The organism is bacterium (genome assembly GCA_024742285.1).
Lineage (GTDB): Bacteria > Myxococcota_A > UBA9160 > UBA9160 > UBA4427 > UBA4427.
Genome location: JANSYR010000003.1, coordinates 165,114 through 184,213, shown reverse-complemented (window position 1 = coordinate 184,213; position 19,100 = coordinate 165,114). Strand labels below are relative to the sequence as shown.

The 19,100-nt window shown below is 69.2% G+C and carries 22 protein-coding genes; 12 read left to right on the top strand and 10 right to left on the bottom strand.

Annotated features, from left to right (window positions below; translation table 11 throughout):
• Positions 1-12: 12 nt before the first annotated feature.
• From NXI30_07310 to NXI30_07300, 3 genes are all read right to left on the bottom strand, one after another.
• Positions 13-1,911 (bottom strand): RecQ family ATP-dependent DNA helicase, encoded by a 1,899-nt coding sequence (locus NXI30_07310; protein MCR9094007.1) that lies wholly within the window; start codon positions 1,909-1,911, stop codon positions 13-15.
• A 67-nt stretch (positions 1,912-1,978) separates the two neighbouring features.
• Entirely contained in the window at positions 1,979-2,641 is a 663-nt protein-coding gene (locus NXI30_07305; GenBank protein ID MCR9094006.1) for a histidine phosphatase family protein, read from the bottom strand.
• A gap of 107 nt (positions 2,642-2,748) precedes the next feature.
• Positions 2,749-3,330 carry a hypothetical protein gene (locus tag NXI30_07300; protein MCR9094005.1) on the bottom strand — a complete coding sequence of 194 codons (582 nt, stop codon included), beginning with the start codon at positions 3,328-3,330 and terminating at the stop codon, positions 2,749-2,751.
• Between the two features lie 262 nt (positions 3,331-3,592).
• Here NXI30_07300 and surE point away from each other — a divergent pair, with 262 nt between their 5' ends.
• From surE to NXI30_07285, 3 genes are all read left to right on the top strand, one after another.
• The gene (gene surE, locus NXI30_07295; GenBank protein MCR9094004.1) at positions 3,593-4,333 is read left to right on the top strand and encodes a 5'/3'-nucleotidase SurE; all 741 of its coding nucleotides are present in this window, start codon (positions 3,593-3,595) and stop codon (positions 4,331-4,333) included.
• A 148-nt stretch (positions 4,334-4,481) separates the two neighbouring features.
• The gene (locus tag NXI30_07290) at positions 4,482-4,748 is read left to right on the top strand and encodes a hypothetical protein (protein ID MCR9094003.1); all 267 of its coding nucleotides are present in this window, start codon (positions 4,482-4,484) and stop codon (positions 4,746-4,748) included.
• Positions 4,749-4,962: 214 nt separating this feature from the next.
• Positions 4,963-5,223, top strand: a complete 261-nt coding sequence (locus NXI30_07285) for a hypothetical protein (protein MCR9094002.1) — start codon at positions 4,963-4,965, stop codon at positions 5,221-5,223.
• A gap of 226 nt (positions 5,224-5,449) precedes the next feature.
• Here the strand turns inward: NXI30_07285 and NXI30_07280 are convergent, their stop codons facing one another.
• The 3 genes from NXI30_07280 to NXI30_07270 all read right to left on the bottom strand — a co-directional run bounded on the left by NXI30_07280 (position 5,450) and on the right by NXI30_07270 (position 8,429).
• Complete coding sequence (locus NXI30_07280; GenBank protein MCR9094001.1) at positions 5,450-5,914, bottom strand: hypothetical protein; 465 nt, start codon at positions 5,912-5,914, stop codon at positions 5,450-5,452.
• Between the two features lie 185 nt (positions 5,915-6,099).
• Positions 6,100-7,770 carry a hypothetical protein gene (locus NXI30_07275; protein ID MCR9094000.1) on the bottom strand — a complete coding sequence of 557 codons (1,671 nt, stop codon included), beginning with the start codon at positions 7,768-7,770 and terminating at the stop codon, positions 6,100-6,102.
• Between the two features lie 20 nt (positions 7,771-7,790).
• Positions 7,791-8,429, bottom strand: a complete 639-nt coding sequence (locus NXI30_07270; GenBank protein MCR9093999.1) for a hypothetical protein — start codon at positions 8,427-8,429, stop codon at positions 7,791-7,793.
• Between the two features lie 325 nt (positions 8,430-8,754).
• On the opposite strand from NXI30_07270, the gene NXI30_07265 reads away from it, so the two are divergent.
• From NXI30_07265 to NXI30_07240, 6 genes are all read left to right on the top strand, one after another.
• Positions 8,755-9,846 carry an acyl-CoA/acyl-ACP dehydrogenase gene (locus NXI30_07265; GenBank protein ID MCR9093998.1) on the top strand — a complete coding sequence of 364 codons (1,092 nt, stop codon included), beginning with the start codon at positions 8,755-8,757 and terminating at the stop codon, positions 9,844-9,846.
• Between the two features lie 114 nt (positions 9,847-9,960).
• On the top strand, positions 9,961-11,202 hold the full coding sequence (locus NXI30_07260; GenBank protein ID MCR9093997.1) for an acyl-CoA dehydrogenase family protein: 1,242 nt from the start codon (positions 9,961-9,963) through the stop codon (positions 11,200-11,202).
• A 116-nt stretch (positions 11,203-11,318) separates the two neighbouring features.
• A complete protein-coding gene (locus NXI30_07255) occupies positions 11,319-12,122 on the top strand; it encodes an alpha/beta hydrolase (protein MCR9093996.1) in 804 nt (267 codons plus the stop codon).
• Between the two features lies 1 nt (position 12,123).
• Positions 12,124-13,281, top strand: coding sequence for an acetyl-CoA acetyltransferase (locus NXI30_07250; GenBank protein ID MCR9093995.1), 1,158 nt, complete (start codon positions 12,124-12,126; stop codon positions 13,279-13,281).
• Between the two features lie 11 nt (positions 13,282-13,292).
• A complete protein-coding gene (locus NXI30_07245) occupies positions 13,293-13,724 on the top strand; it encodes a Zn-ribbon domain-containing OB-fold protein (GenBank protein MCR9093994.1) in 432 nt (143 codons plus the stop codon).
• Positions 13,721-14,356, top strand: a complete 636-nt coding sequence (locus NXI30_07240) for a hypothetical protein (protein MCR9093993.1) — start codon at positions 13,721-13,723, stop codon at positions 14,354-14,356. Before NXI30_07245 ends, NXI30_07240 begins: the two co-directional genes overlap by 4 nt.
• Before the next feature lie 19 nt (positions 14,357-14,375).
• Here the strand turns inward: NXI30_07240 and NXI30_07235 are convergent, their stop codons facing one another.
• Both NXI30_07235 and NXI30_07230 read right to left on the bottom strand, forming a co-directional pair.
• Entirely contained in the window at positions 14,376-14,729 is a 354-nt protein-coding gene (locus tag NXI30_07235) for an EthD domain-containing protein (protein MCR9093992.1), read from the bottom strand.
• A 52-nt stretch (positions 14,730-14,781) separates the two neighbouring features.
• Positions 14,782-15,384: a PEP-CTERM sorting domain-containing protein gene (locus tag NXI30_07230; protein MCR9093991.1), complete on the bottom strand. Its 603-nt coding sequence runs from the start codon at positions 15,382-15,384 to the stop codon at positions 14,782-14,784.
• A gap of 241 nt (positions 15,385-15,625) precedes the next feature.
• Here NXI30_07230 and NXI30_07225 point away from each other — a divergent pair, with 241 nt between their 5' ends.
• Genes NXI30_07225 through NXI30_07215 form a run of 3 tightly spaced genes read left to right on the top strand, consistent with a single transcriptional unit; the run spans position 15,626 to position 17,102 of the window.
• Positions 15,626-16,060, top strand: a complete 435-nt coding sequence (locus NXI30_07225) for a MaoC family dehydratase N-terminal domain-containing protein (GenBank protein MCR9093990.1) — start codon at positions 15,626-15,628, stop codon at positions 16,058-16,060.
• 3 nt (positions 16,061-16,063) lie between these two features.
• Entirely contained in the window at positions 16,064-16,498 is a 435-nt protein-coding gene (locus NXI30_07220) for a MaoC family dehydratase (protein ID MCR9093989.1), read from the top strand.
• A gap of 25 nt (positions 16,499-16,523) precedes the next feature.
• Positions 16,524-17,102, top strand: coding sequence for a hypothetical protein (locus tag NXI30_07215; protein ID MCR9093988.1), 579 nt, complete (start codon positions 16,524-16,526; stop codon positions 17,100-17,102).
• Between the two features lie 85 nt (positions 17,103-17,187).
• On the opposite strand, the gene NXI30_07210 is transcribed toward NXI30_07215, so the two are convergent.
• A complete protein-coding gene (locus NXI30_07210) occupies positions 17,188-17,856 on the bottom strand; it encodes a TIGR00153 family protein (protein ID MCR9093987.1) in 669 nt (222 codons plus the stop codon).
• 15 nt (positions 17,857-17,871) lie between these two features.
• On the bottom strand, positions 17,872-19,062 hold the full coding sequence (locus NXI30_07205; GenBank protein MCR9093986.1) for an inorganic phosphate transporter: 1,191 nt from the start codon (positions 19,060-19,062) through the stop codon (positions 17,872-17,874).
• Positions 19,063-19,100 lie beyond the last annotated feature (38 nt).

Here is a 19,100-nt window from a genome sequence, read left to right as displayed (position 1 = left end):
AGTCCTCGGCGCCTAACACCCCCCGTGCTCGCGCACGATCTGGAGAATGTCCTCGCCAAAGCGCTCGATCTTGGCCGGGCCGAGCCCCGGGATCCGTGCGAGCTCGTCGAGGGTCGAGGGTTCCTCGCGGTCGATCGCGAGCATCGCCGCGCGCTGGAAGACCATGTATGTCTTCCATCCGAGCGTGCGCGCCCGACGGCGGCGGTAGTTGTCGAGGGCGCGGGCGATGTCGCCCCCGTAGCGCGACGACTTCTTCTTAACGGGCCGCGCGTCCGATGCGCCTTCCCCGCCGCGCGTTCGCGCCGGGCGCACCGGCTTCCCCGGGATCCAGACCGTCGGGTACTTCTTGCCCGTTCGTTCGAGCCGCCCCCGCGCGAGGAGCCTGTCGATCCCGGCGACGAGGCGATCCTCGTCGTAGTCCGAGAGCGTTCCGTACTCGGGCATCGTGAGCAGCCCGCCCCGCGAGAGGCTCTTCGCCTTCCCGCCGCGGAGCGCCTGGGCGAGATTGCGACGCCCGACCGGGCGCGAGAGTCGATCGACCGCCGACACGATCACGTCCTCGACCTCGGCGGTCAGCGGCTCCGGAGGAGCCGCCCGCTCGGCGCCAAAGACGTCCGAGTCGACGTCGCTCGCGGACCCGTCGCACACGTCGCAGCGCCCGCAGGTCGGCTCGTCTTCGCCCCCCGTGAAGTGCGCGACGAGCCCCGCGTGCCGACAGGCCATCCCGATCGCGTAGCGTTCGATCTCGCCGAGGGCGTCCTCGCGTCGCTGATCGAGGGCCGCGCTCGACGGGCCGCTCTGGGCGAGCCGCCGCTGGGTCTGGAGATCGGCGCGCCCGAAGAAGAGCAGACAGCGCGCCGGGTCCCCGTCCCGGCCTGCCCGCCCCGCCTCCTGGTAGTAGGCCTCGAGACTTCCGGGGGTCTGGTAGTGGACGATCAGGCGGATGTCGGGGAGGTCGATCCCCATCCCGAAGGCGTTCGTCGCGACGAGGATCCGGGTGCGGCCCTGCTCGAAGGCCTGCTGGGCACGCTCGCGGGCGAGCGCCGTCCGGCCGCCGTGGTAGTGACCGACGCGGAGCCCGGAGGAGCGCAGGGACTTCGCGACGCGCTCGGTGACCTTGCGGGTCGAGCAGTAGACGATCACGCGCCCCCGTCCGCCCCGCCCACGGATCCCGGCGGCGTCGATCGCGGCGAGGGTCGCCTCCGTCCGTTCCTTCTCGGTTCGAATCGCGTGGACCGCGAACGAGAGGTTCGGACGATCGAAGCCCGTGCGGACCCGGGCGGGCTTCACGAGTCCGAGCCGGCTCTCGATCTCCTTGAGCACGACCGGAGTGGCGGTCGCCGTGAGCGCGATCATCGGGCAGTCGACGACGTCCCGGAGCTCTCGGAGCAGCATGTAGTCCGGGCGGAAGTCGTGCCCCCACTGCGTCTCACAGTGGGCCTCGTCGATCGCCACGAGCGCGACGTCGATCCGGTCGAGCATCCGCCGGAAGCTGGCCTTCGCGGCCCGCTCCGGGGAGACGTAGAGAAGCGCGAGCTGGCCGGACAGCAGATCGCGGACCGTGTCCGCCTGCTCGTCGTCGTCTTGATGGGAATGAAGCGCGCCCGCGGCGACGCCTCGCCCGCGGAGCGCACCGACCTGGTCCTGCATCAGCGCGATGAGCGGCGAGACGACGATCGTGGTACCGCGCCCCTCCCGCGCCAGCGCGATCGCCGGGACCTGGTAACAGACGGACTTCCCCGACCCGGTCGGGAGCAAGACGGCCGCATCGCGCCCGTCGAGCACGGCCTCGACCGCCTCCGCCTGCCCGGGCCGGAACGACGCATGGCCGAAGACTTCGGCGAGGACGTCGACGCCCGAGCTCCCGGACGCGTCCGAGAGCGTCCCGCGATTCCCCCCTGAATCGGCCATGCCGTAGGGGTATCACGAAGCGCCGCTCGGCGCCGGAGCGGGGAGCGGAGTTCGGGCTCGCCGGGGTCTACATCCCGACGTTCGGGTTCGCGCGGGGCGCGGTCGACGCGTCGAGGTGGGCGACGCAGGCGAGCAGCTCGATCGAATGGTCGAGGACATCGCCTTCGCGGGGGCGGGGCTCGAGGATCGAGACGGCGGTGTTCGCGATCGCGACCTGCCCGTCGGCGTTCGCGTGCGCCTGGAGTCCGGCCTCGCCCAGCAGCCTTCGCTCGAAGAGAGAGCGGAGGACCAGGCCGTGGGTCACGATGCAGAAATGGTCGTCGGCGCCCGCGAAGTGCGCGCGCCAGTGGTCCTCGATCCGGGCCCAGACGCTGTCGACCCGGTCGTGGAAGACCTCCCAACTCTCCCCTTCCGGCGGGACGTAGCCCGGCGCGAAGGGGTCGAAGTCGAGCTCGGAATACGGGCGCCCACGCAGGGCGCCGAGGTTCCGCTCGGCCAGGTCCTCGACGACGGACAGGCTCGCGCCAGTCGCGCGCTCGACCGCCTGGGCCGTCTGGTGGGCCCGCGCGTGGTCGCTCACCCAGATCTCGCGGATCGGCTGCCCCGCCATCCGCTCGCCGAGGCGCGCGGCCTGCTCGAGCCCTCGGTCCGAGAGCGGCGTGTCCGGGAACTGGATGATCCGGTCCCGATTTCCGGGAGTCTCGCCGTGTCGAATCAGGAAGATCGCCATGACGCGCCACGTTAGCAGCGTCGCGTCGCCCGCCGGTCGCGCGAAGCGCGCCCAGCAAGGCCACCGACCTGTCCATCCTGGTTCGCCCGAAGGGCGAACTGATGAGATCAGTGATGCGCAGCGGACAGCGCCGACAGGACCTGGGCCAGGTACTTCGGCTCGACCAGCATGTGCGAGACGGCGGTCAGGACCTCATCCCGGGCGTCGATGCGCAGGCGCGTCGAGAAGACGATCGTGTCCGACGGCGCGTGGGTCTTCACGAGCATCGCGAGCTCGGGCTCCTCGACGAGGCGGGCCCCTTCGAAGCGCGCCTCGCCGTCGAGCAGCTCCCCGAGCGCGCGGGACACGCCCTCGAGCAGCGTGCGCGAGAGCGCGACGAAGGCCTCGAGCGGATCGTCCCCGCCCGCCAACCGGGCCCAGAGGAGCGCGTCCTCCGGCTCGAGGGCGAGGGAGAGCGTGCCCGGCAGGCGCCCGTCCAGGCGTCCCATGACCGAGGCGACGAGATCGTCCGAGAGGCACAGACCCCGCTCGCCGAACTCCGCCAACGCGGTCGCGCGGATCTCCTGGACCTCGACTTCGGTGTCGCAGCCGGTCATCTCGCCGAGGGCCTGTTCGCCGACCGCCGCCGCCTCGGCGAAGAAGCCGTGCAGCGCGATCATCTGTTCCGTCGAAATCTTCAGGGGGGTCATCTCCGGGTCGTACCCACTCCGCTCGAACGCGCGATCGGATCGCGGTCGAGTCTCTACCGGGCCACCCCAGCGGTGGACCTTGAAGCTATCGTCCATTCCAGCGCCAATAGAAGGGGTTTCCCATCACGCGCTGCGGTTTTTTCGTCGGGAAATGCAGCCCGTCGGCAGAACCGAGGCAGGCAGGGCCGGGCTTGCGTCCAAGGCCGGGCGCCGACCACGATCGCCCCGCCTCCCCAACTCGCAACCGACCTGGAAGGGGCCGATGCCGCTGGTGCTCTCGAACGATGATGGCGTTTCCGCCGATGGACTCGCCACCCTCCACGAAGTGCTCGCGCCCCGCGCCGAATGCCTGATCGTCGCCCCGGCGGGGCCCCAGAGCGGCGTCGGGCACGCGGTGACGACCCGCGAGCCGCTGCGTCTCGACCAGCACGGCCCCCTCCGATTCGGCCTCGCCGGCACCCCGGCCGACTGTGCGCGGGTCGCCCTCGGTCGGAGCGCCGCCTTCGCGCGGCAGACCCTCGGCGATGCAGGCGACGACCCGCTCTGGCTGGTCTCCGGGATCAATCATGGCGCCAACCTCGGCATGGACACCTACATCTCCGGGACCGCCGCTGCCGCCCGGGAGGCCACGATCCTCGGCTTCCCGGCGATCGCGATCTCCCAGTACATCGGGAAGCACCGCGCCCCGGACTGGGCCGCCACCGCCGAGCGCGCCCAGCAGGTCCTCGAGGTCCTGCTCGAACGCGCCCCCCGCCCCGGTTACTTCTGGAACGTGAACCTGCCCCACCCCACGGACGAGGGCACGAGCCACGACCTCGTCTTCTGCGCCCTCGACCCGAGCCCCCACGACTTCCACTACGAAACCCGCGACGGGGTGCTCCACTGGATCAGCGACTTCCACGCCCGCCCGCGGGTATCGGGGCACGACGTCGACGTGTGCATGGGCGGAGCGACCTCGATCACCGAGATCCCGGTCCAGCCGCCCCACGACACGACCGCCTAGCACCGCCTCGGCCCGCGCTCGGCGGCCCTGCGTCGCAAATTTTCGTGGCGACGCGAAAACGCCTTTGACTTCGCGGGCGTCAACCGATACAAAGCCCGCAACCGAGGTTCCAGCGCGGACCCGAATCACGAGGTTTCCCGTTCCGATGATGTCCACCAACCACATCAGCCTCTACGCCGCAGGCGCCGCCGCGACGACCCCGATGGTCGTCCCGCCGTGCGTCGTCGAAGGCGTACTGCGAGGCGGTGTCGTGGTTGGCCGCGGCATCCAGTCGAGCACGCGCTGGACGCGCGGCGGGGCTGCGAACCCGGTCCTTGCGTCCTTTACGCAGGCCGGCGCCAAGCAGGGCCACTGCTCGAGCATCGACAACGGAGGGGGACTCCGAACCCGGGTCGAGGTGACGCATCGCCAGTAAGCGAACCACCCCGACAAGCCCCGCGAGAAGCGGGGACCGAGTCCACGAGAACCCCTCCCGCCCGACCGGCCGGAGGGGTTCCGTCGTTTCAGGACGCGGAACCCGAGCCCGGGCCGGCCGGCGGAGCCGGATCACGAAGATGGGAACGAAAACGACGGATCGAACCTCCCGGGGAAGGACCCCGCAGCGACGGATCCAGAAAGAGAGAGCCACCATGCAGCCCGAAATGCAGCCCGGAACGCAGCGAAGAATGGAAGCCGATCACCGCGCCGCGCTCTGGTTCGAGCGCATCGTCTGGAACGCCGCGGCGGCTGCCGCCCTGGCGGTCATGATCCTGGTCCTGCTCGGATCGCTGCAGTGGCTCGACGAGGTCGCCGCATCGACCGCGACGGCGGAGACCCCTGCGGTCTCGGCCGGGGCCGAGGTCGACGACGCCGAGCCCGCCACAGTCGGTGTGAACCGACCGTCGGGCTAGTCCGCCGCCTGCGGGCGCTCGGCGGGCTAGTCCGCCGCCTGCGGGCGCTCGGCGGGATGGTCCGCCGCCTGCGGGCGCCCGGCGCGGAGGACGGCACGACGAAACGGGGCCGTGGCCGGACCCTGCTCTTGGCAGGCATCCGGGCACGGCCCCCCGTTTCGGATCCGCTCGGGATCCGATGGTCGTTCGCGTCGACAGGCCGCGTCGGCCCGCCGACGAGCGAGGTCTACTGGAGCGCCGAGCGCGCGTCGTCCGCGGCGTCGTTCATCGCAGCGTTCGCGGAGTCCGCGGCGTCGTTCATCGCGGCGTTCGCAGAGTCCGCCGCGTCGCCCATCGCGTCGTTCGCCGAGTCGATCGTGTCCCCGGCCGCATTGGCCGCGTCGCTCGCCGCCTTCCTGGTGGCGTCCGTCGCGTCTTCGACCGCGCCGTTGACCGCGTCCGCCGCGCCGCTGGCGGCATCCTGGGCGCCCTCGACCGCGTCGTTCACCATGTCGTTCGCGCTGTCGAGCGCCTCGCCGGCGCCCTGGCGGACGCTGTCCGCCGCGTCTTCGAATCCGGCCTGGACGTTGCCGAGGGTCTGGTCGAGCGCCTCGCCGGGCGTCGACGCCTGATCTTCGCTGCAGCCGACGGCCGCGACCGTCAGCCCGAGAATCGACGCGAACACCGCGCCCTTCGTCTTCGAAATCGTCATCTCATCCTCCTCTTCTCACCCCGTTGCCCTCCCCAATGGACGAAAGGTGCGATTCGTCACAAAGCGAGTGGGTCCGACGCCGCGCAGTCAACGGAAGGCGGGGATCTACCGCCGTGACAGGCATCACGTTTTCCGGGAATCCGGGCGGGTCGCAGGATCGGGAACGAGGAGACGCGCGAGGGCGCCTACGAGCGACGGGAGCGTCGTAGCCTGGCCAGCAGGCCTGCTCCGAGCAGCAGCCCGACACCGAGCCCCGGCTCCGGCACGCTCGCGAGACCTGCGGGCGTGAAGCGGTCGACGTGCTGGGTCTCGACCGTCGAGATCGTCGTGGGATCGATGACGTTGTAGAAGGACACGGTCGTGCTTCCGCCCCCCACGACGTTGTAGGTCACTTCACCGACGGCGTAGAGCATTTCCGTGTCCGGCGAGTAGGCGAGACTGGCGTTGTTCCAGAAGAGTCCCTGGCCGATGCGCTGGGTCGGCGTGCAGTTCCCGCCCTGGCAGGCTGACATGTCGATCTCCCAGATCCCGGTCAAGAGCGGCGGATCTTCCGGATCCGTGTTTCCGAAGGGCGAGGCCAGGAACAGCTTGTTCAGGCCCGGGTGGAACGCCGCGCCGCTGAAGGCGGTCGACGGACTCCGTCCGAGCTGTCCGAGCAGCGTCGAGGTATTCGGATTCGCCGGGTCGATCGACCGGACCTGCCCGAAGTTCACGGGATCCGCTTCCGATTCGACTGCCAGCAGGCGATCGTCCGTGGTCGCCGCCGTCGGGCCCGGGTCGTAGGCCAGGTTGATGAACTCGTCCGTGCCGTTCGCGATCGCCCCGACCCAGCTCACGATCTGCCCGGTGTCGGGGTCGATCGTGACCAGCGCGTCGTCGGCGGTCGTAGGCACGATCCCGTAGAGCGTGCCCGAATCCCAGGCGTAGGCGAGTCCGCGCACGTCGTCGTTGGTGGGCGCGAACGTCCCGAGGCTCGACCAGCCCCCCGTGTAGGGCGAGACCGTGAGCGCCTCCTCGGGCGGGAAGCCGAACTCGCCCGGTCCCCCCGCCGCGAGCAGTCGCACACCGGCGTCGCCCGTGATGGGGCCGCAGCAACCGCCGGAGCAGACGCCGCCGTTCGCGTCGCAGAGGGCGCCGTCGGCGAGCGTCGACCCAGAGCCGTCGTGACAAGTACAGAACTCGCCGCTCGACACCTCGGTCCGGGCGTTCCGGATGCTCGTGCACTCGGACAGCGAGATACAGCCGGCGAGGCCGGGCGTGAAGACCGAAGCCTGCATGAGGGCACAGGTCGGGGTCGAGACGTGCTGAAGGCAGGAGTTGTGGCCGCGTTCGTGCGCGATCACGGCACCCAGGGTCTCGTCCTCGAACGCATCCACGGTCACCATCATCCAGAGGTTCGGGTCGTCGTTCGCGTTGGCGGAACAGTTCGGCCGGAGCGCGCAGCCGATCGCCCCCGGCGACGAGCCGCTGCAGTAGGTCAGGCTGTCGACGAGGAAGGCACTCGATCCCATGCCGCTGCCGAGCGCGGCGATCGCCTGCTGGTCGGCCAGGCTGTCGATGACATCGAGGCCGTCGTCGGGGGAGCCGAAGGTCGAGACTGCCACCGAGCTACCCAGCTTCGCGCAACAGACGTTGTCAGCGGGTCCGTGAGAGCCTTGCAGGAGCTGATTGCCCTGATCGACGGCCTCGGAGATGGCGTTGCTCCAGTAGACGAGATCCTCACCGGCGCCGGGATCGATCAGATCGACGTGCACGAACCAGGTCAGATCGTGGAGATCGACTTCGGGTCCAGTCTGCGCAGCCGCCGCGGAGCCGAAGACGACGCCGAAGAACGAACATGCGAGGGTCGCTGCCATGAATCGGGTCCATCCCGCCCTCATCGGTTCATTCCCCCGCGTCCGACCTCACGACGGTCGCCGCGACGCTCCGCCCGGCGTTCCCGGTAGCGGTCGCGGGCCCGCTCGATGTGGGCCCTCACTTCGACGTTGCGTGCGCGACGCGCGGCGCGATCGAGCGCGGCGTCGGCGTCCGGGTGATCCGTATCGGCGAGGCAATCCGCCGCCGCGCGCTTGCGCAGCTTCCTCAGGCGATCGCCCCGGTGATGCCGGAAGGTCCATCGCGGCGTGTCTTCGCTCTCTAGGCGGGCCGTGAGGCGCGCGACGGCACGCGGGTCTTCTTCGGCGAGGGCTGCCAACGCGAAGGGCAGCGCCTGCCAGGCTCGAAAGGTGGCGCGGTCGATCTCTCCGTCGCGGGGTCGGTCGGCCCAGGCCGCGATCGCCTCGAGACCCCCGTCGGGCCGACAGCGCCCGATTCCGAGAAGGACTTCGGCGTGGCTCTTGCGCTCCTTGGGATCGGCCAGCATCTCGACGAGGCGCTCACAGCCTTCGGCCCCGATCCTTTCCAGCGATTCCGCCGGCACGCCCTCGTAGTGCCGCATACGAACGAGGTTCTCGGTCTCCGCGACCCCGAGCGCCTGAGCGAGCGCGACCCCGGGGAAGAAGAGAAGAAGGAGCACGGTGACGAGGAAAGACGGCCTCGAGGCACGAGAAGGGATTCCGGCCGAAGGCCTCGGATCGGATCCCGGAAAATGGCGCACGTTGACCTCCGCTTCGTCCGCTCGATCGCAGCTCCGCTCGCGGCGGAAAGTAGCAATCCGCGAGCAGGACCCGGCGTTGACACGCCTTCCTATTCGGCGATTCTGCGCACGCAGCGGAGAGAAGGCCGAGCGCCCGCCCCGCCTCCACCGCGACTTGCCGACCCGATTCCTCTCCGTGACCCCCGAGACGCACACGGCGCGCCGGCCGGGATCCGTGAGATCCGTACAGGGAGCACCGAAGGCCATGAACTTCGACTTTTCCGATGAACAGAAGCTCTTGCAGCAAACGGCGAGGGACTACCTCGAAGCCAACTCACCCCTCACGACCTGTCGCGAGATCCTCGAGGGCGATCAGCCCTATGCGACGGACCTCTGGAAGGGCGCCGCGGAGATGGGCTGGCAGGGGGCGGTCGTGCCCGAGCAGTACGGCGGGGCCGAGTTCGGCTACCTCGAGCTCGCGATGATCGCCTTCGAGGTCGGTCGCGCCCTCGCGCCGATCCCCTTCGGCCCGAGCGTCTACGTCGCCACGGAGGCGATCCTCCGTTTCGGCTCCGACGCCCAGAAGGGCGCCTGGCTCCCGAAGCTCGCCGACGGCTCGGCGATCGGCACCTTCGCCTTCACCGAGAAGCCCGGCCAGAACGCGGTGGCCGGAATCGAGGCGAGCGTCTCCGGCGGCGCGCTCAGCGGTACGAAGCTTCCGGTCGCGGACGGCGACGTCGCGAACGTGGCGATCGTCGCCGCGACGGAAGGCGGAGCCCTCGGCCTCTACGTGGTCGACCTGGACGGCGCGGGCGTGACCCGCGAGGGGCTCGACTCCTTCGACATGAGCCGGACCCAGGCGAAGCTCGCGTTCGACGGGGCGGCGGCGGAGAAGCTCGCCGGCGCCGACGAGGCGGGGATCGCGAAGCTCCTCGACGTCGCCGCGGTTCTCCAGGCCTTCGAGCAGGTCGGCGCCGCCGAACGCGCCCTCGAGATCACCCGCGAGTTCATCCTCGGTCGCTACGCCTTCGGCAAGCCGATCGCCGCGAACCAGGCGATCAAGCACCGCATGGCCGACCTCTGGTGCAAGGTCGAGCTCGCCCGATCGAACGCGTACTACGCCGCCTGGGCGCTCTCGACCGACGACCCCGAGCTCGCGACCGCCGCGGCGATCGCCCGGATCTCGGCCTGCGAAGCCTTCGAGGACACGACGGTCGAGATGATCGAGTTCCACGGTGGCGTCGGATACACGTGGGAGTACGACTGCCACCTCTTCTACCGGCGAGCCAAGCTCCTCTCGTCGCAGCTCGGCACCCCGAAATACTGGAAGAACCTCCTGATCGATCGGCTCGTCTAGTCAGTTCCGGCTCCGCCGGAACCAGGGGATTCGCGCCGGACACTCGAGCCGCGAATCCGACCGCCCCTCCTTCCTTCTACTCATCAGCCGGGCGATCCGCCCAGGAGACACGACATGGATTTCAACGACACTCCCGAAGAAGCCGCCTTCCGCGCCGAAGCGCGCACCTGGCTCGAGGCGAACGCCGAGCTGCGGGGGCCCGACGACGACGCCCCGATCATGGGCGAGAACCTTTCCGACGAGAACGTGGCCGCGGCCCAGGCCTGGCAGAAGAAGAAGGCCGACGCCGGCTGGGCCTGCATCACCTGGCCCAAGGAATACGGCGGCCGCGGCGCCACACCCATGGAGAACGTGATCTGGAACGAGGAGCAGGCGAGGTTCAAGACGCCCGGCGACATCTTCTCGATCGGCATCGGCATGTGCGGCCCGACCGTCATGGCCCACGGTACGCCGGAGCAGCAGGCGCGCTGGATCCCGAAGCTCCTCTCGGGTGAGGAGGTCTGGTGCCAGCTCTTCTCCGAGCCCTCCGCCGGCTCGGACCTCGCGGGCCTGCGGACGACCGCCGTCAAGGACGGCGACGAGTGGGTCGTGAACGGCCAGAAGATCTGGACCTCCGGCGCGCAGATCTGCGAGTGGGGCATCCTCGTCGTGCGCACCGACCCGACGGTCGTGAAGCACGCGGGCCTCTCCTACTTCGTGGTCAACATGAAGTCGCCCGGGATCGAGATCCGACCCATCACCCAGATCAACAAGGCCCAGGGCTTCAACGAAGTCTTCTTCACCGATGTCCGCATCCCCGACGACCAGCGTCTCTCCGAGGTCGGCAACGGTTGGTCGGTGGCACTCACGACGCTGATGAACGAACGCCAGTCGATCGGCTCCGGGATGGGCGTGGGCTCGCTCGAGGATCTGGTCGAGTTCGCCGAGGGGATCGAGCTCGACGGCAAGCCGGCGATCGAAGACACCGCCGTCCGCGAGCGGATCGCGGACTACGTGACGAAGGCGCGCGGTCTCAAGAACACGTCGCTTCGGACGTTGACCGCGCTCTCCAAGGGATTGCCGCCGGGGCCCGAGGCCTCGATGGGCAAGCTGGTCGGCGCGGTGCTCCAGCAGGAGGCGGCTTCGTTCGCGATGGACCTCGCGGGCGCGTCGGGCGCGCTGCTCGACGACGAGGTGACGCCGGACGGCGCGGCGTGGCAGGAGCGCTACCTCTCGCTGCCCGGACTGCGGATCGCGGGCGGCACGGACGAGATCCTGCGCAACATCATCGCCGAGCGCGTGATGGGCCTCCCCTCGGACGCCCGCGCCGACAAGGGCGTCGCGTTCAAGGACATCCCGACCGGCCCGCCGCAGTAGCCACCGCGCTCTCTCGAGGTCCGCGCGGGCACCGGACGTACCCGGAGCCTGCGCGGACTTTCTGCTACTCGTCGGACTCCCTCGGCGCGACGCCGCGCCTCATCCGGGAGCCCCCGATGCCCGAGAAATACGTCCGACGGGACGGCCTGCCGATCCTCGTGCGCCACACCGGCCGCACGACCCTGCCCCAGGATCCGCCCGTCCTGGGCGACGGCCCGCCGATCGTCTGCCTCCACGACGCCGGGCTCCAGAGCTCGGTCTTCGAGGGTCTGCTCTCCTCGGTCGAAGCCTTCGGCGGCGCGATCGCCTTCGACCTCCCGGGTCACGGACGCTCGGGCTCCCTCGACGCCCTGCCCTCGATCGGCGACATGACCGAGATGGCGCGCTGGGTCGCGGACTGGTGCGGCGCGAACGAGCCGATCCTGGTCGGCCACGGCATGGGCGCCTTGATCGCCCTCGAATGGGCGAAGCAGACCCGCGTCGCCGGGCTCGTCCTCTGCGGTTCGGGCCTCGCACTCGGGATCGAGGACGACGCGATCTCGACCATGGCCCAGGTCACCCGCGGCAAGGCCCCGCGCCCCTTCGATCCGGCCCGCGTCTGCAAGGAAGGCGGGCGCGAGATGATGCAGAAGGCGTACATGGAAGGGATCAAGACCGATCCGCGCGCGACCCTCGTCGACCTCCAGGCGAGCCGCGCCTGGTCGGACGCCTTCGACGCGGCGGCGTGTGGCATCGAATGCCCGGTGACGGTCGTGTCCGGCGCCGCCGAGAACGCGGACTGTGTCGCGCGAGCCGAGGCCCTGGCGAGCGCGCTCTCGAACGGCCGGTCCTCGACGATCGAGGCCGCCGCCCATTTCCTCCCGCTCGAGCAGCCCGAAGCCCTCGCCGATCGGATCCGAAGCGCCGCGGAGGCCGCCTAGCATGTCGTTCTCCGGAAAGATCGCGATCGCCGGCATCCACGAATACGAGAGCCGATGGGCGCCGGACAAGACCTCCTTCCAGATCATGGGCGAGTGCACCCGGGAAGCCCTCACCGACGCGGGGCTCACGCTCTCGGACGTCGACGGCCTCTTCTGTGCGTCGATGGCTTCCGACGCGATGATGCCGGTCCAGCTCTCCGAGTACCTGAACATCAAGCCGCGCTACCTCGACGGGAGCAACATCGGCGGATCGAGCTTCGTCTCCCACGTGGCGCACGCCGCTGCGGCGATCCACGCGGGGCTCTGCGACGTCGGACTGATCCTCTATGGATCGACGGCCGCCTCCGACGCGATGGCGATCGGGACGGGCAACTCCGGCGGACGCGACCCGGGCGCGGCGTTCAACACGCCTTACGGCATGACGCTCGTCTCGTCCTACGCGATGGTCGCCCACCGCCACATGCACGAGTACGGCACGACGAGCGAGCAGCTGGCGGACATCGCCGTCTCCACCCGTCACCACGCCTCGCTGAATCCCCACGCGAAGATGCAGAACCCGATCACCCGGGCCGACGTGCTCGAGAGCCGCGTGATCGCCGACCCGCTCCACCTCCTCGACTGCTGCATCATCAGCGACGGCGGCGGCGCCGTGATCGTGACGAGCCTCGAACGCGCAAAGGACCTGCGGCAGAAGCCGGTCGTCGTGCGCGGGACCGGTGAGTCCGTCGCCCACCGCGAGATCGGCGCGCCGGACCTGACGACGATCGCCGCGAAGCAGTCCGGCGAGCAGGCTTTCGCGATGGCCGGCCTCTCGCCCGCCGACATGCACCTCGCGACGATCTACGACTCGTTCACGATCACCGTCCTCTGCACCCTCGAGAACCTCGGCTTCTGCAAGAAGGGAGAGGGCGGCGCGTTCGTCGAGAACGGCGGGATCGGGCTCGGCGGACGCCTCCCGGTCAACCCGGACGGCGGCGGACTCTCCTCCAATCATTCCGGGATGCGCGGCATCTTCCTCGTGATCGAGGCCGTGCGGCAGCTGCGCGGCGGCCTGGGCGCGCGGCAGGTCGAAGGTGCCGAGCTCGCGGTCGCCCACGGAACCGGCGGCTATCTCGGTCTGATGCACAGCGGCGCGACGCTGATCCTGTCCAACAGCTAGGGGAGAGCGAGATGGCCGACGAAAAGCAGAATCCCGAATACTCCGCGCCCGCGATCGACTGGGAGAGCCGCGCGTACTGGGAAGGCGCGGGCCGTGGAGAGCTCGTGTTGCAGCGCTGCCGCGACTGCGGCGTGGTCCAACACCGCCCCCGCGGCCTCTGTGCCAGCTGCCTCTCCGACGACATCGAGCACTTCGTCGCGAGCGGACGCGGCGAGGTCTACACCTACTCGGTCGTCCGGCAGAACCAGATGCCCGCGTTCGCGAAAGCGGTCCCCTACGTCGTCTCGTACGTCCAGCTCGAAGAGGGTCCCCAGCTCCTGACGAACATCGTCGACTGCGACCCGGACACGGTCACGATCGGGATGCCCGTCAAGGTCGACTTCGTCCCGACGCCGTCGAAGAACGGCGACGTGCTCGGCGTGCCGAGGTTCGTGCCCGCATGATCCTCGACCTCCACTCCCACTCGGTCGCGAGCGACGACGGACGCGCGAAGGTCGAGAACTACTGCCAGTGGATCCGGAAGAAGTCACTCCCCCTCGACGGCTTCGTCCTGACGGAACACCGGCAGTTCGACGACACCAGCGACTACCGCGCCCTCGAGGACGAGTTCGGCCTGCTGATCCTGAAGGCGAGCGAGGTCGAGACCGAGTACGGCCACGTCCTCGTCTTCGGCGTGAACGACGACCTGAAGGCGCGCTTCGACTTCGCAGACATCCGAAACCCCCTCGCCATGGTCCTCGAGGAGAGCAAGCGCTGCGGCGCGGTCCCCGTGCCCTGCCACCCCGGCCGTCCGAAGGTCGGGATGTGCGCCCACTGGGAGTCCAGGGGCGAAGTCGAGGGCGTCGAGATCGTCGAGACCCTGAACGGCGGCAGTCGCGAGGGAGAGAACGAAGAGGCCCTCGCCTATGCGGAACGCTACGGCTGGAAGCGGATCGGCGGATCCGACTCCCACATCGTCTCCCACATCGGCCGCTGTGCGACGCGCTTCGACGCGGAAATCCGCGACATCGACGGCCTGGTCGCGGCGCTCAAGGGCGATGGGTACGAGGCGGTGACGCCCCTCGACCAGGCGTAGCGGGGCATCCGCGGGGTGCTCAGCGCTCGCCGCCGATCACCACCTCTTCCTCTTCCGTCACGATCCAGACGTTGCGTTCCTGATCCGAGAGCCGGGCCTCGTCCGGGGCGATGACGGCCTGGTAGTCGGGCTCCGCGAAGAGCGCGTCCATGTCCTCGCGCGAGCGGTACCAGGCGATCGCCACGCCGTCGAAGTCGACTTCGCCGCGGGCGTAGTCCTCCTCGGTTCGGTGGTTCTGCTCGTAGCGGACGATGCGGCGGGCGACGCTCGGGGTGTCCGCGACGAGGCGCGCGTGCACCTCGCGCCAATGGCGATGGAACTCTGCCGGGGTGAGCGCGGAATTCCGCTTCACCATCACGATGACCTTGATCACGAGACGCCCTCCTCGCTGGACAGTCTAGGAGCGAAGGCGATCCGGGCGCGAGCTACCGGCGACGTCTCGCCGACAGACCGGCCAGCCCGAGTCCGAGGAGCAACGCCGTGCCGGGCTCCGGGATGACGACGAAGTCGAAGGTGTAGGCAATGATCTGGCCGCTGGTCTGCTGAATGAGGAACGCATAGTCGCCTGGCCCGAGGGGCGCGGTGAAGCCGGTTCCGCCGAGCGGCGCCCCGGCCAGGTTGAGGAGCACGTCCGTTCCCGCGTCGATCGCATCGAGATGATCGCCGCCGAGGAACCCGCCGATCGTGCTGCCACCGGGGATCGCGGCCGTCGCCCCCGGGTGGAGGGCGATGAACCCCCGGTCAGGGGCTCCGCCGGTCGTGCCGTCCTCGGACGACACGAGCTGGATCGCCGTCAGGAGCTCGCCGGGATCGATCGTGAACGTCCAGTAGTCCCGCACGTCCTCGGGCGCCGCGACCGAGCCCGTGAAGAGGTTGCTGCCCGGCGCGACGTCGACCGGCGTCGGCGCGAGGGGGTCGGCGGAGAACTCGCCGTCGGTGGTCTCGGTGTACGCCTGGGCACCGCCGGCGGCGAAGCTCAGGACAAAGAAGACGACGAGAGACGAGGGGGCACGGAATCGGGGGGTCATGGGCGGTTCCTTCCGAATCCCCGGCCGAGCCGAACGCGCCGGGGTCTCGTCTCTTCGTGGCGCCCGAGGCTCGGGAATCGCGAAGGAATGGCTCGCCCCGACGGACGAATGAAGCGAGAATCCAGGAACGGGCGCCCGCCTGTTTCCTACGCGAATCTCGAGAGCGCCGGATTCGACATCGCAGGCGAAACCTCTACGATCGGGTCCGCGGCCGATCCGCCGCCCTCCGCCGAGAACGACCATGACCGCTGCCGAACTCCTCGCCGAATACGGCGACCACGTCTTCGACGAGATCGACCTCGAGATCGAGGCCGACTCCCTCGTCGGCTTCGCCACCGCCTGCGGCGAGACCCATCCGCGCTTCGTCGACCCGTCCCACGCGGACTTCCAGGGCGTGCCCAACTACCTCACGCGGATCCACGGGACGCGCTCGCTGCCCGAGGGATTCCCGGTCGAGATGCACCGATGCTTCGACGCCGGCAAGTCGATCCAGGTCCACCAGCCGGTCCGACAGGGCGACCGCGTGACCGGCCGGAGCGAGATCCACGACATCTACGAGAAGAGCGGCCGGACCGGCACCATGCTCTTCATCGTCCACCGCATGAACTTCTACAACCAGGGCGGCGACCCTCTCGCGACGGTCGACTGGCGTCTGGTCCAGCGCGAGTTCGACTGAGCCATGAGCAAGCCCTCCGACACCCCCGAGACCTCCGAGAAGCAGTTCGAAGACGTCGAGTTCGGCGAGGACCTCCCCGAGGTCGACGTCGACGTGAGCCTCGACACCGTGAAGGTCTTCGCCAAGGCCTCCATGATGCTCGCCGACCGATTCACCGACCACGAGGCCGCGAAGAAGGCCGGACTCCCCGGCGCGATCGTGCCAGGCATCATGAGCCAGGGGATCCTCGTCGCCGCGATCCATGCCTGGGCGCCGAACGCGAAGGTGTTGAACGTCGACACGATCTTCCGCGCCCCGCTCCTCGTCGACTCGAAGCCCGTCGCCAGCGGCGTCGTCACCGACATCGACGACGACACGAAGGTGATCGAGGTCGACCTGACGCTCCGGAACGAAAAGGGCGAGACCCCGGTCGTGGGCACGGCGAAGGTCACGCTCTAGCCACGCCCTCCTGGAGACGATCGGGATGGACCATTTCGAGTACATCACGATGGTCGTCTCGTTCGTGACGGCCTTCGCCGTCTCGCAGGTGCTCGCCGGTTGGGGGCGGCAGTTCGCGCTGCGCGAGAGCCAACCGCCCTACGCGCTCCACACCGTGAGCTCGATCCTCTTCCTGATCACCCTCGTCCAGTCGATCTGGGGGAGCTGGATCTACCGCGACGTGCCGTGGACCTTCGGAACCTTCCTCGTCTACTTCGCCTCGACGCTTCCCCTGGCCGGCGCCGCGGTCCTGATCCATCCCCCCGCGACCTGGGCGGACTCGACGAGCCTCCGCGCCCACTACTTCTCGAGCGGGCGCGCGGCCTACCTGCTGATCGCGATCTGGATCGCGATGGCGGGCCTCCTCGAGTGGCTCCTCACCGACCACCTCGGTCGATACGGCGAGAATACCGGCCAGCTCCTGGCGGTCCGGATCCTGACCGCCTCGGTCCTCACGATCCAGTCGGCCTCGCGCAACCCGAAGGTGCACTGGGCCGGTCTCACGCTGCTGGTGAGCATCCTGCTCTTCTTCGCCCTGCGCTTCGCGGAGTTCACGACGGGCTGAGGCGACGCTACAGCGTCCCCGCTCGGCGCCCGCGACCGTCGGGGTCGAATCGAGGCGAGACGAGGCCTAACGCGGCCCGCACGGATCAGTGCGCGATCAGGAGACGTAGACGGTTTCCGACCCGCTCGGCGTGATCCGCGATCGTCGCGATCCAGAGTACGAGGCGGTGCCAGTACACGGTCGCGACGCCGAGCTCGTCTTCCATGCCGAAGAGGACCCGACAGCAGCGATCCTGGAGCTCGTCCGTCTCCGTCTCGAGCCGGCCGAGATCGGCGATCATGCCCTCGACCCGACTGGACTCGCGCCCGGCGAAACCGGTCTCGAGTAGCTCGTCCAGCTCGTTGATGATGCTCTCGGCCAGCTTGCAGGCGGCGACCACGCGCGATGCCAGAGCCTCGACGGGTTCCCGCAGGTTCTCGGGCAGAACCATGCCCCGCTGGTCCGCGAGCTCTGCGATGTCCTGCGCGACGTCTGCGATGGAGTCCTGGCTCTCCAGAACCTCCAGCAGATCGCGCCGCTCGATCGCGAGCATGAATCGACGCGGCAGATGGTTCCGGATCTCGTTCTTGATCCCGTCCGCCTCGTGCTCGCGCTCGTCGATCTTCGCGCGAACGCGTGCGATCGCCTCCAGGTCACCGATGGACATCGCGGCGACGAGCTCCGGGATCTGCTCGGCGCAGGCGACCGCCGCCTTCATGTGTTCCTGCATCGGTTCGATCGGAGATCGGCCGACGAGCTTGTCGATCCAGGCCATGGTTCGCTCCGGTTGCTAGGACAGGAGTCCCTTGAAGAAGTAGAAGAAGAAGATCGCGAGCGCGGCCGCGATCGGCAGCGTCGCGACCCAGGAAGCGACGATGCTCCCGACCACGCGAAGGTCGATCGCGGCGATCCCGCGGGCCATCCCCACACCCAACACGGCGCCGACCAGCGTATGGGTCGTCGAGATCGGAATGCCCATACGACTCGCGAGGACGATCGTCGTCGCCGCCGCGAGCTCCGCCGAGAAACCGCGACTCGGCGTCAGCTCGGTGATCTTCTTCCCGACCGTCTCCATCACCCGGTAGCCCCAGGTCCCGAGGCCGAGAACGATCCCGAGGCCGCCGACGGCGAGCATCCACGGCTCGACCGGCGCCTTGGCCGCCACGCCCCCGCCTTCGACGACACTCACGACCGCCGCCAGCGGGCCGATCGAGTTCGCGACGTCGTTCGAGCCGTGCGCAAAGGCCACCGCGCAAGCGGTCAGGATCTGGAGAACGACGAAGACGCGCTCGACCTGACCGAAACGATTCCCCTCGACCTCCTCACCGGCGTCGACTCGCCGGAGGACGAAGTATCCGAAAGCCATTCCGACGAGACCGAGCACGACCGATCCGCCGAGCGCCTCGGGAAGATCGAGATCGAGCTTCAGGTTCTTGAGACCCTTGAAGAGCGTGACCAGGCCCATGATGAAGAAGACGTAGAAGAAGAAGAAGGGACCGACGCGTCGCACCTCCGTCATGGGATCCGGCCGATCGAGCACGGCCCGCCGCGTCAGGTTGAAGATCGCGAACGCGAGCACGCCCGAGAGGAGCGGCGAGGTCAGCCAACTGAGCACGATCTGCCCGACCTTGGCCCAGTTGACCGCGTCCGGACCGATCGCGATCGCGCCGAACCCGACGATCGCGCCGACGATCGAGTGGGTCGTCGAGACGGGAAGCCCGAATCTCGTCGCAGCCAGCAGGAGCGTCGCCGCCGAGGCCAACGCAGCGAGCATGCCGTAGAGGATCGCTTCTTCCGTCACGAGGTTCATGTCGAGCATGCCCTTGCGGACGGTATTCGTGACGTGCCCACCCGCGAGAAACGCGCCGCCGAACTCGAGCACCGCGGCGACGATGATCGCGCCGCGAATCGTCAGCGCACCCGAGCCGACGCTCGTGCCCATCGCGTTCGCGACGTCGTTCGCGCCGATCGCCCAGGCCATGTAGAGAGCCAGCCCACCTGCGAGCCAGATCTCGAAGG

What these genes read in the sequence shown, in the direction of transcription:
- NXI30_07310 (MCR9094007.1), bottom strand. Translation starts at nt 1,911, where the DNA reads ATGGCCGATTCAGGGGGGAATCGCGGGACGCTCTCGGACGCGTCCGGG.
- NXI30_07305 (MCR9094006.1), bottom strand. Translation starts at nt 2,641, where the DNA reads ATGGCGATCTTCCTGATTCGACACGGCGAGACTCCCGGAAATCGGGAC.
- NXI30_07300 (MCR9094005.1), bottom strand. Translation starts at nt 3,330, where the DNA reads ATGACCCCCCTGAAGATTTCGACGGAACAGATGATCGCGCTGCACGGC.
- surE (MCR9094004.1), top strand. Translation starts at nt 3,593, where the DNA reads ATGCCGCTGGTGCTCTCGAACGATGATGGCGTTTCCGCCGATGGACTC.
- NXI30_07290 (MCR9094003.1), top strand. Translation starts at nt 4,482, where the DNA reads ATGTCCACCAACCACATCAGCCTCTACGCCGCAGGCGCCGCCGCGACG.
- NXI30_07285 (MCR9094002.1), top strand. Translation starts at nt 4,963, where the DNA reads ATGCAGCCCGAAATGCAGCCCGGAACGCAGCGAAGAATGGAAGCCGAT.
- NXI30_07280 (MCR9094001.1), bottom strand. Translation starts at nt 5,914, where the DNA reads ATGACGATTTCGAAGACGAAGGGCGCGGTGTTCGCGTCGATTCTCGGG.
- NXI30_07275 (MCR9094000.1), bottom strand. Translation starts at nt 7,770, where the DNA reads ATGGCAGCGACCCTCGCATGTTCGTTCTTCGGCGTCGTCTTCGGCTCC.
- NXI30_07265 (MCR9093998.1), top strand. Translation starts at nt 8,755, where the DNA reads ATGAACTTCGACTTTTCCGATGAACAGAAGCTCTTGCAGCAAACGGCG.
- NXI30_07260 (MCR9093997.1), top strand. Translation starts at nt 9,961, where the DNA reads ATGGATTTCAACGACACTCCCGAAGAAGCCGCCTTCCGCGCCGAAGCG.
- NXI30_07255 (MCR9093996.1), top strand. Translation starts at nt 11,319, where the DNA reads ATGCCCGAGAAATACGTCCGACGGGACGGCCTGCCGATCCTCGTGCGC.
- NXI30_07250 (MCR9093995.1), top strand. Translation starts at nt 12,124, where the DNA reads ATGTCGTTCTCCGGAAAGATCGCGATCGCCGGCATCCACGAATACGAG.
- NXI30_07245 (MCR9093994.1), top strand. Translation starts at nt 13,293, where the DNA reads ATGGCCGACGAAAAGCAGAATCCCGAATACTCCGCGCCCGCGATCGAC.
- NXI30_07240 (MCR9093993.1), top strand. Translation starts at nt 13,721, where the DNA reads ATGATCCTCGACCTCCACTCCCACTCGGTCGCGAGCGACGACGGACGC.
- NXI30_07230 (MCR9093991.1), bottom strand. Translation starts at nt 15,384, where the DNA reads ATGACCCCCCGATTCCGTGCCCCCTCGTCTCTCGTCGTCTTCTTTGTC.
- NXI30_07225 (MCR9093990.1), top strand. Translation starts at nt 15,626, where the DNA reads ATGACCGCTGCCGAACTCCTCGCCGAATACGGCGACCACGTCTTCGAC.
- NXI30_07220 (MCR9093989.1), top strand. Translation starts at nt 16,064, where the DNA reads ATGAGCAAGCCCTCCGACACCCCCGAGACCTCCGAGAAGCAGTTCGAA.
- NXI30_07215 (MCR9093988.1), top strand. Translation starts at nt 16,524, where the DNA reads ATGGACCATTTCGAGTACATCACGATGGTCGTCTCGTTCGTGACGGCC.
- NXI30_07210 (MCR9093987.1), bottom strand. Translation starts at nt 17,856, where the DNA reads ATGGCCTGGATCGACAAGCTCGTCGGCCGATCTCCGATCGAACCGATG.
- NXI30_07205 (MCR9093986.1), bottom strand. Translation starts at nt 19,062, where the DNA reads ATGGCCTGGGCGATCGGCGCGAACGACGTCGCGAACGCGATGGGCACG.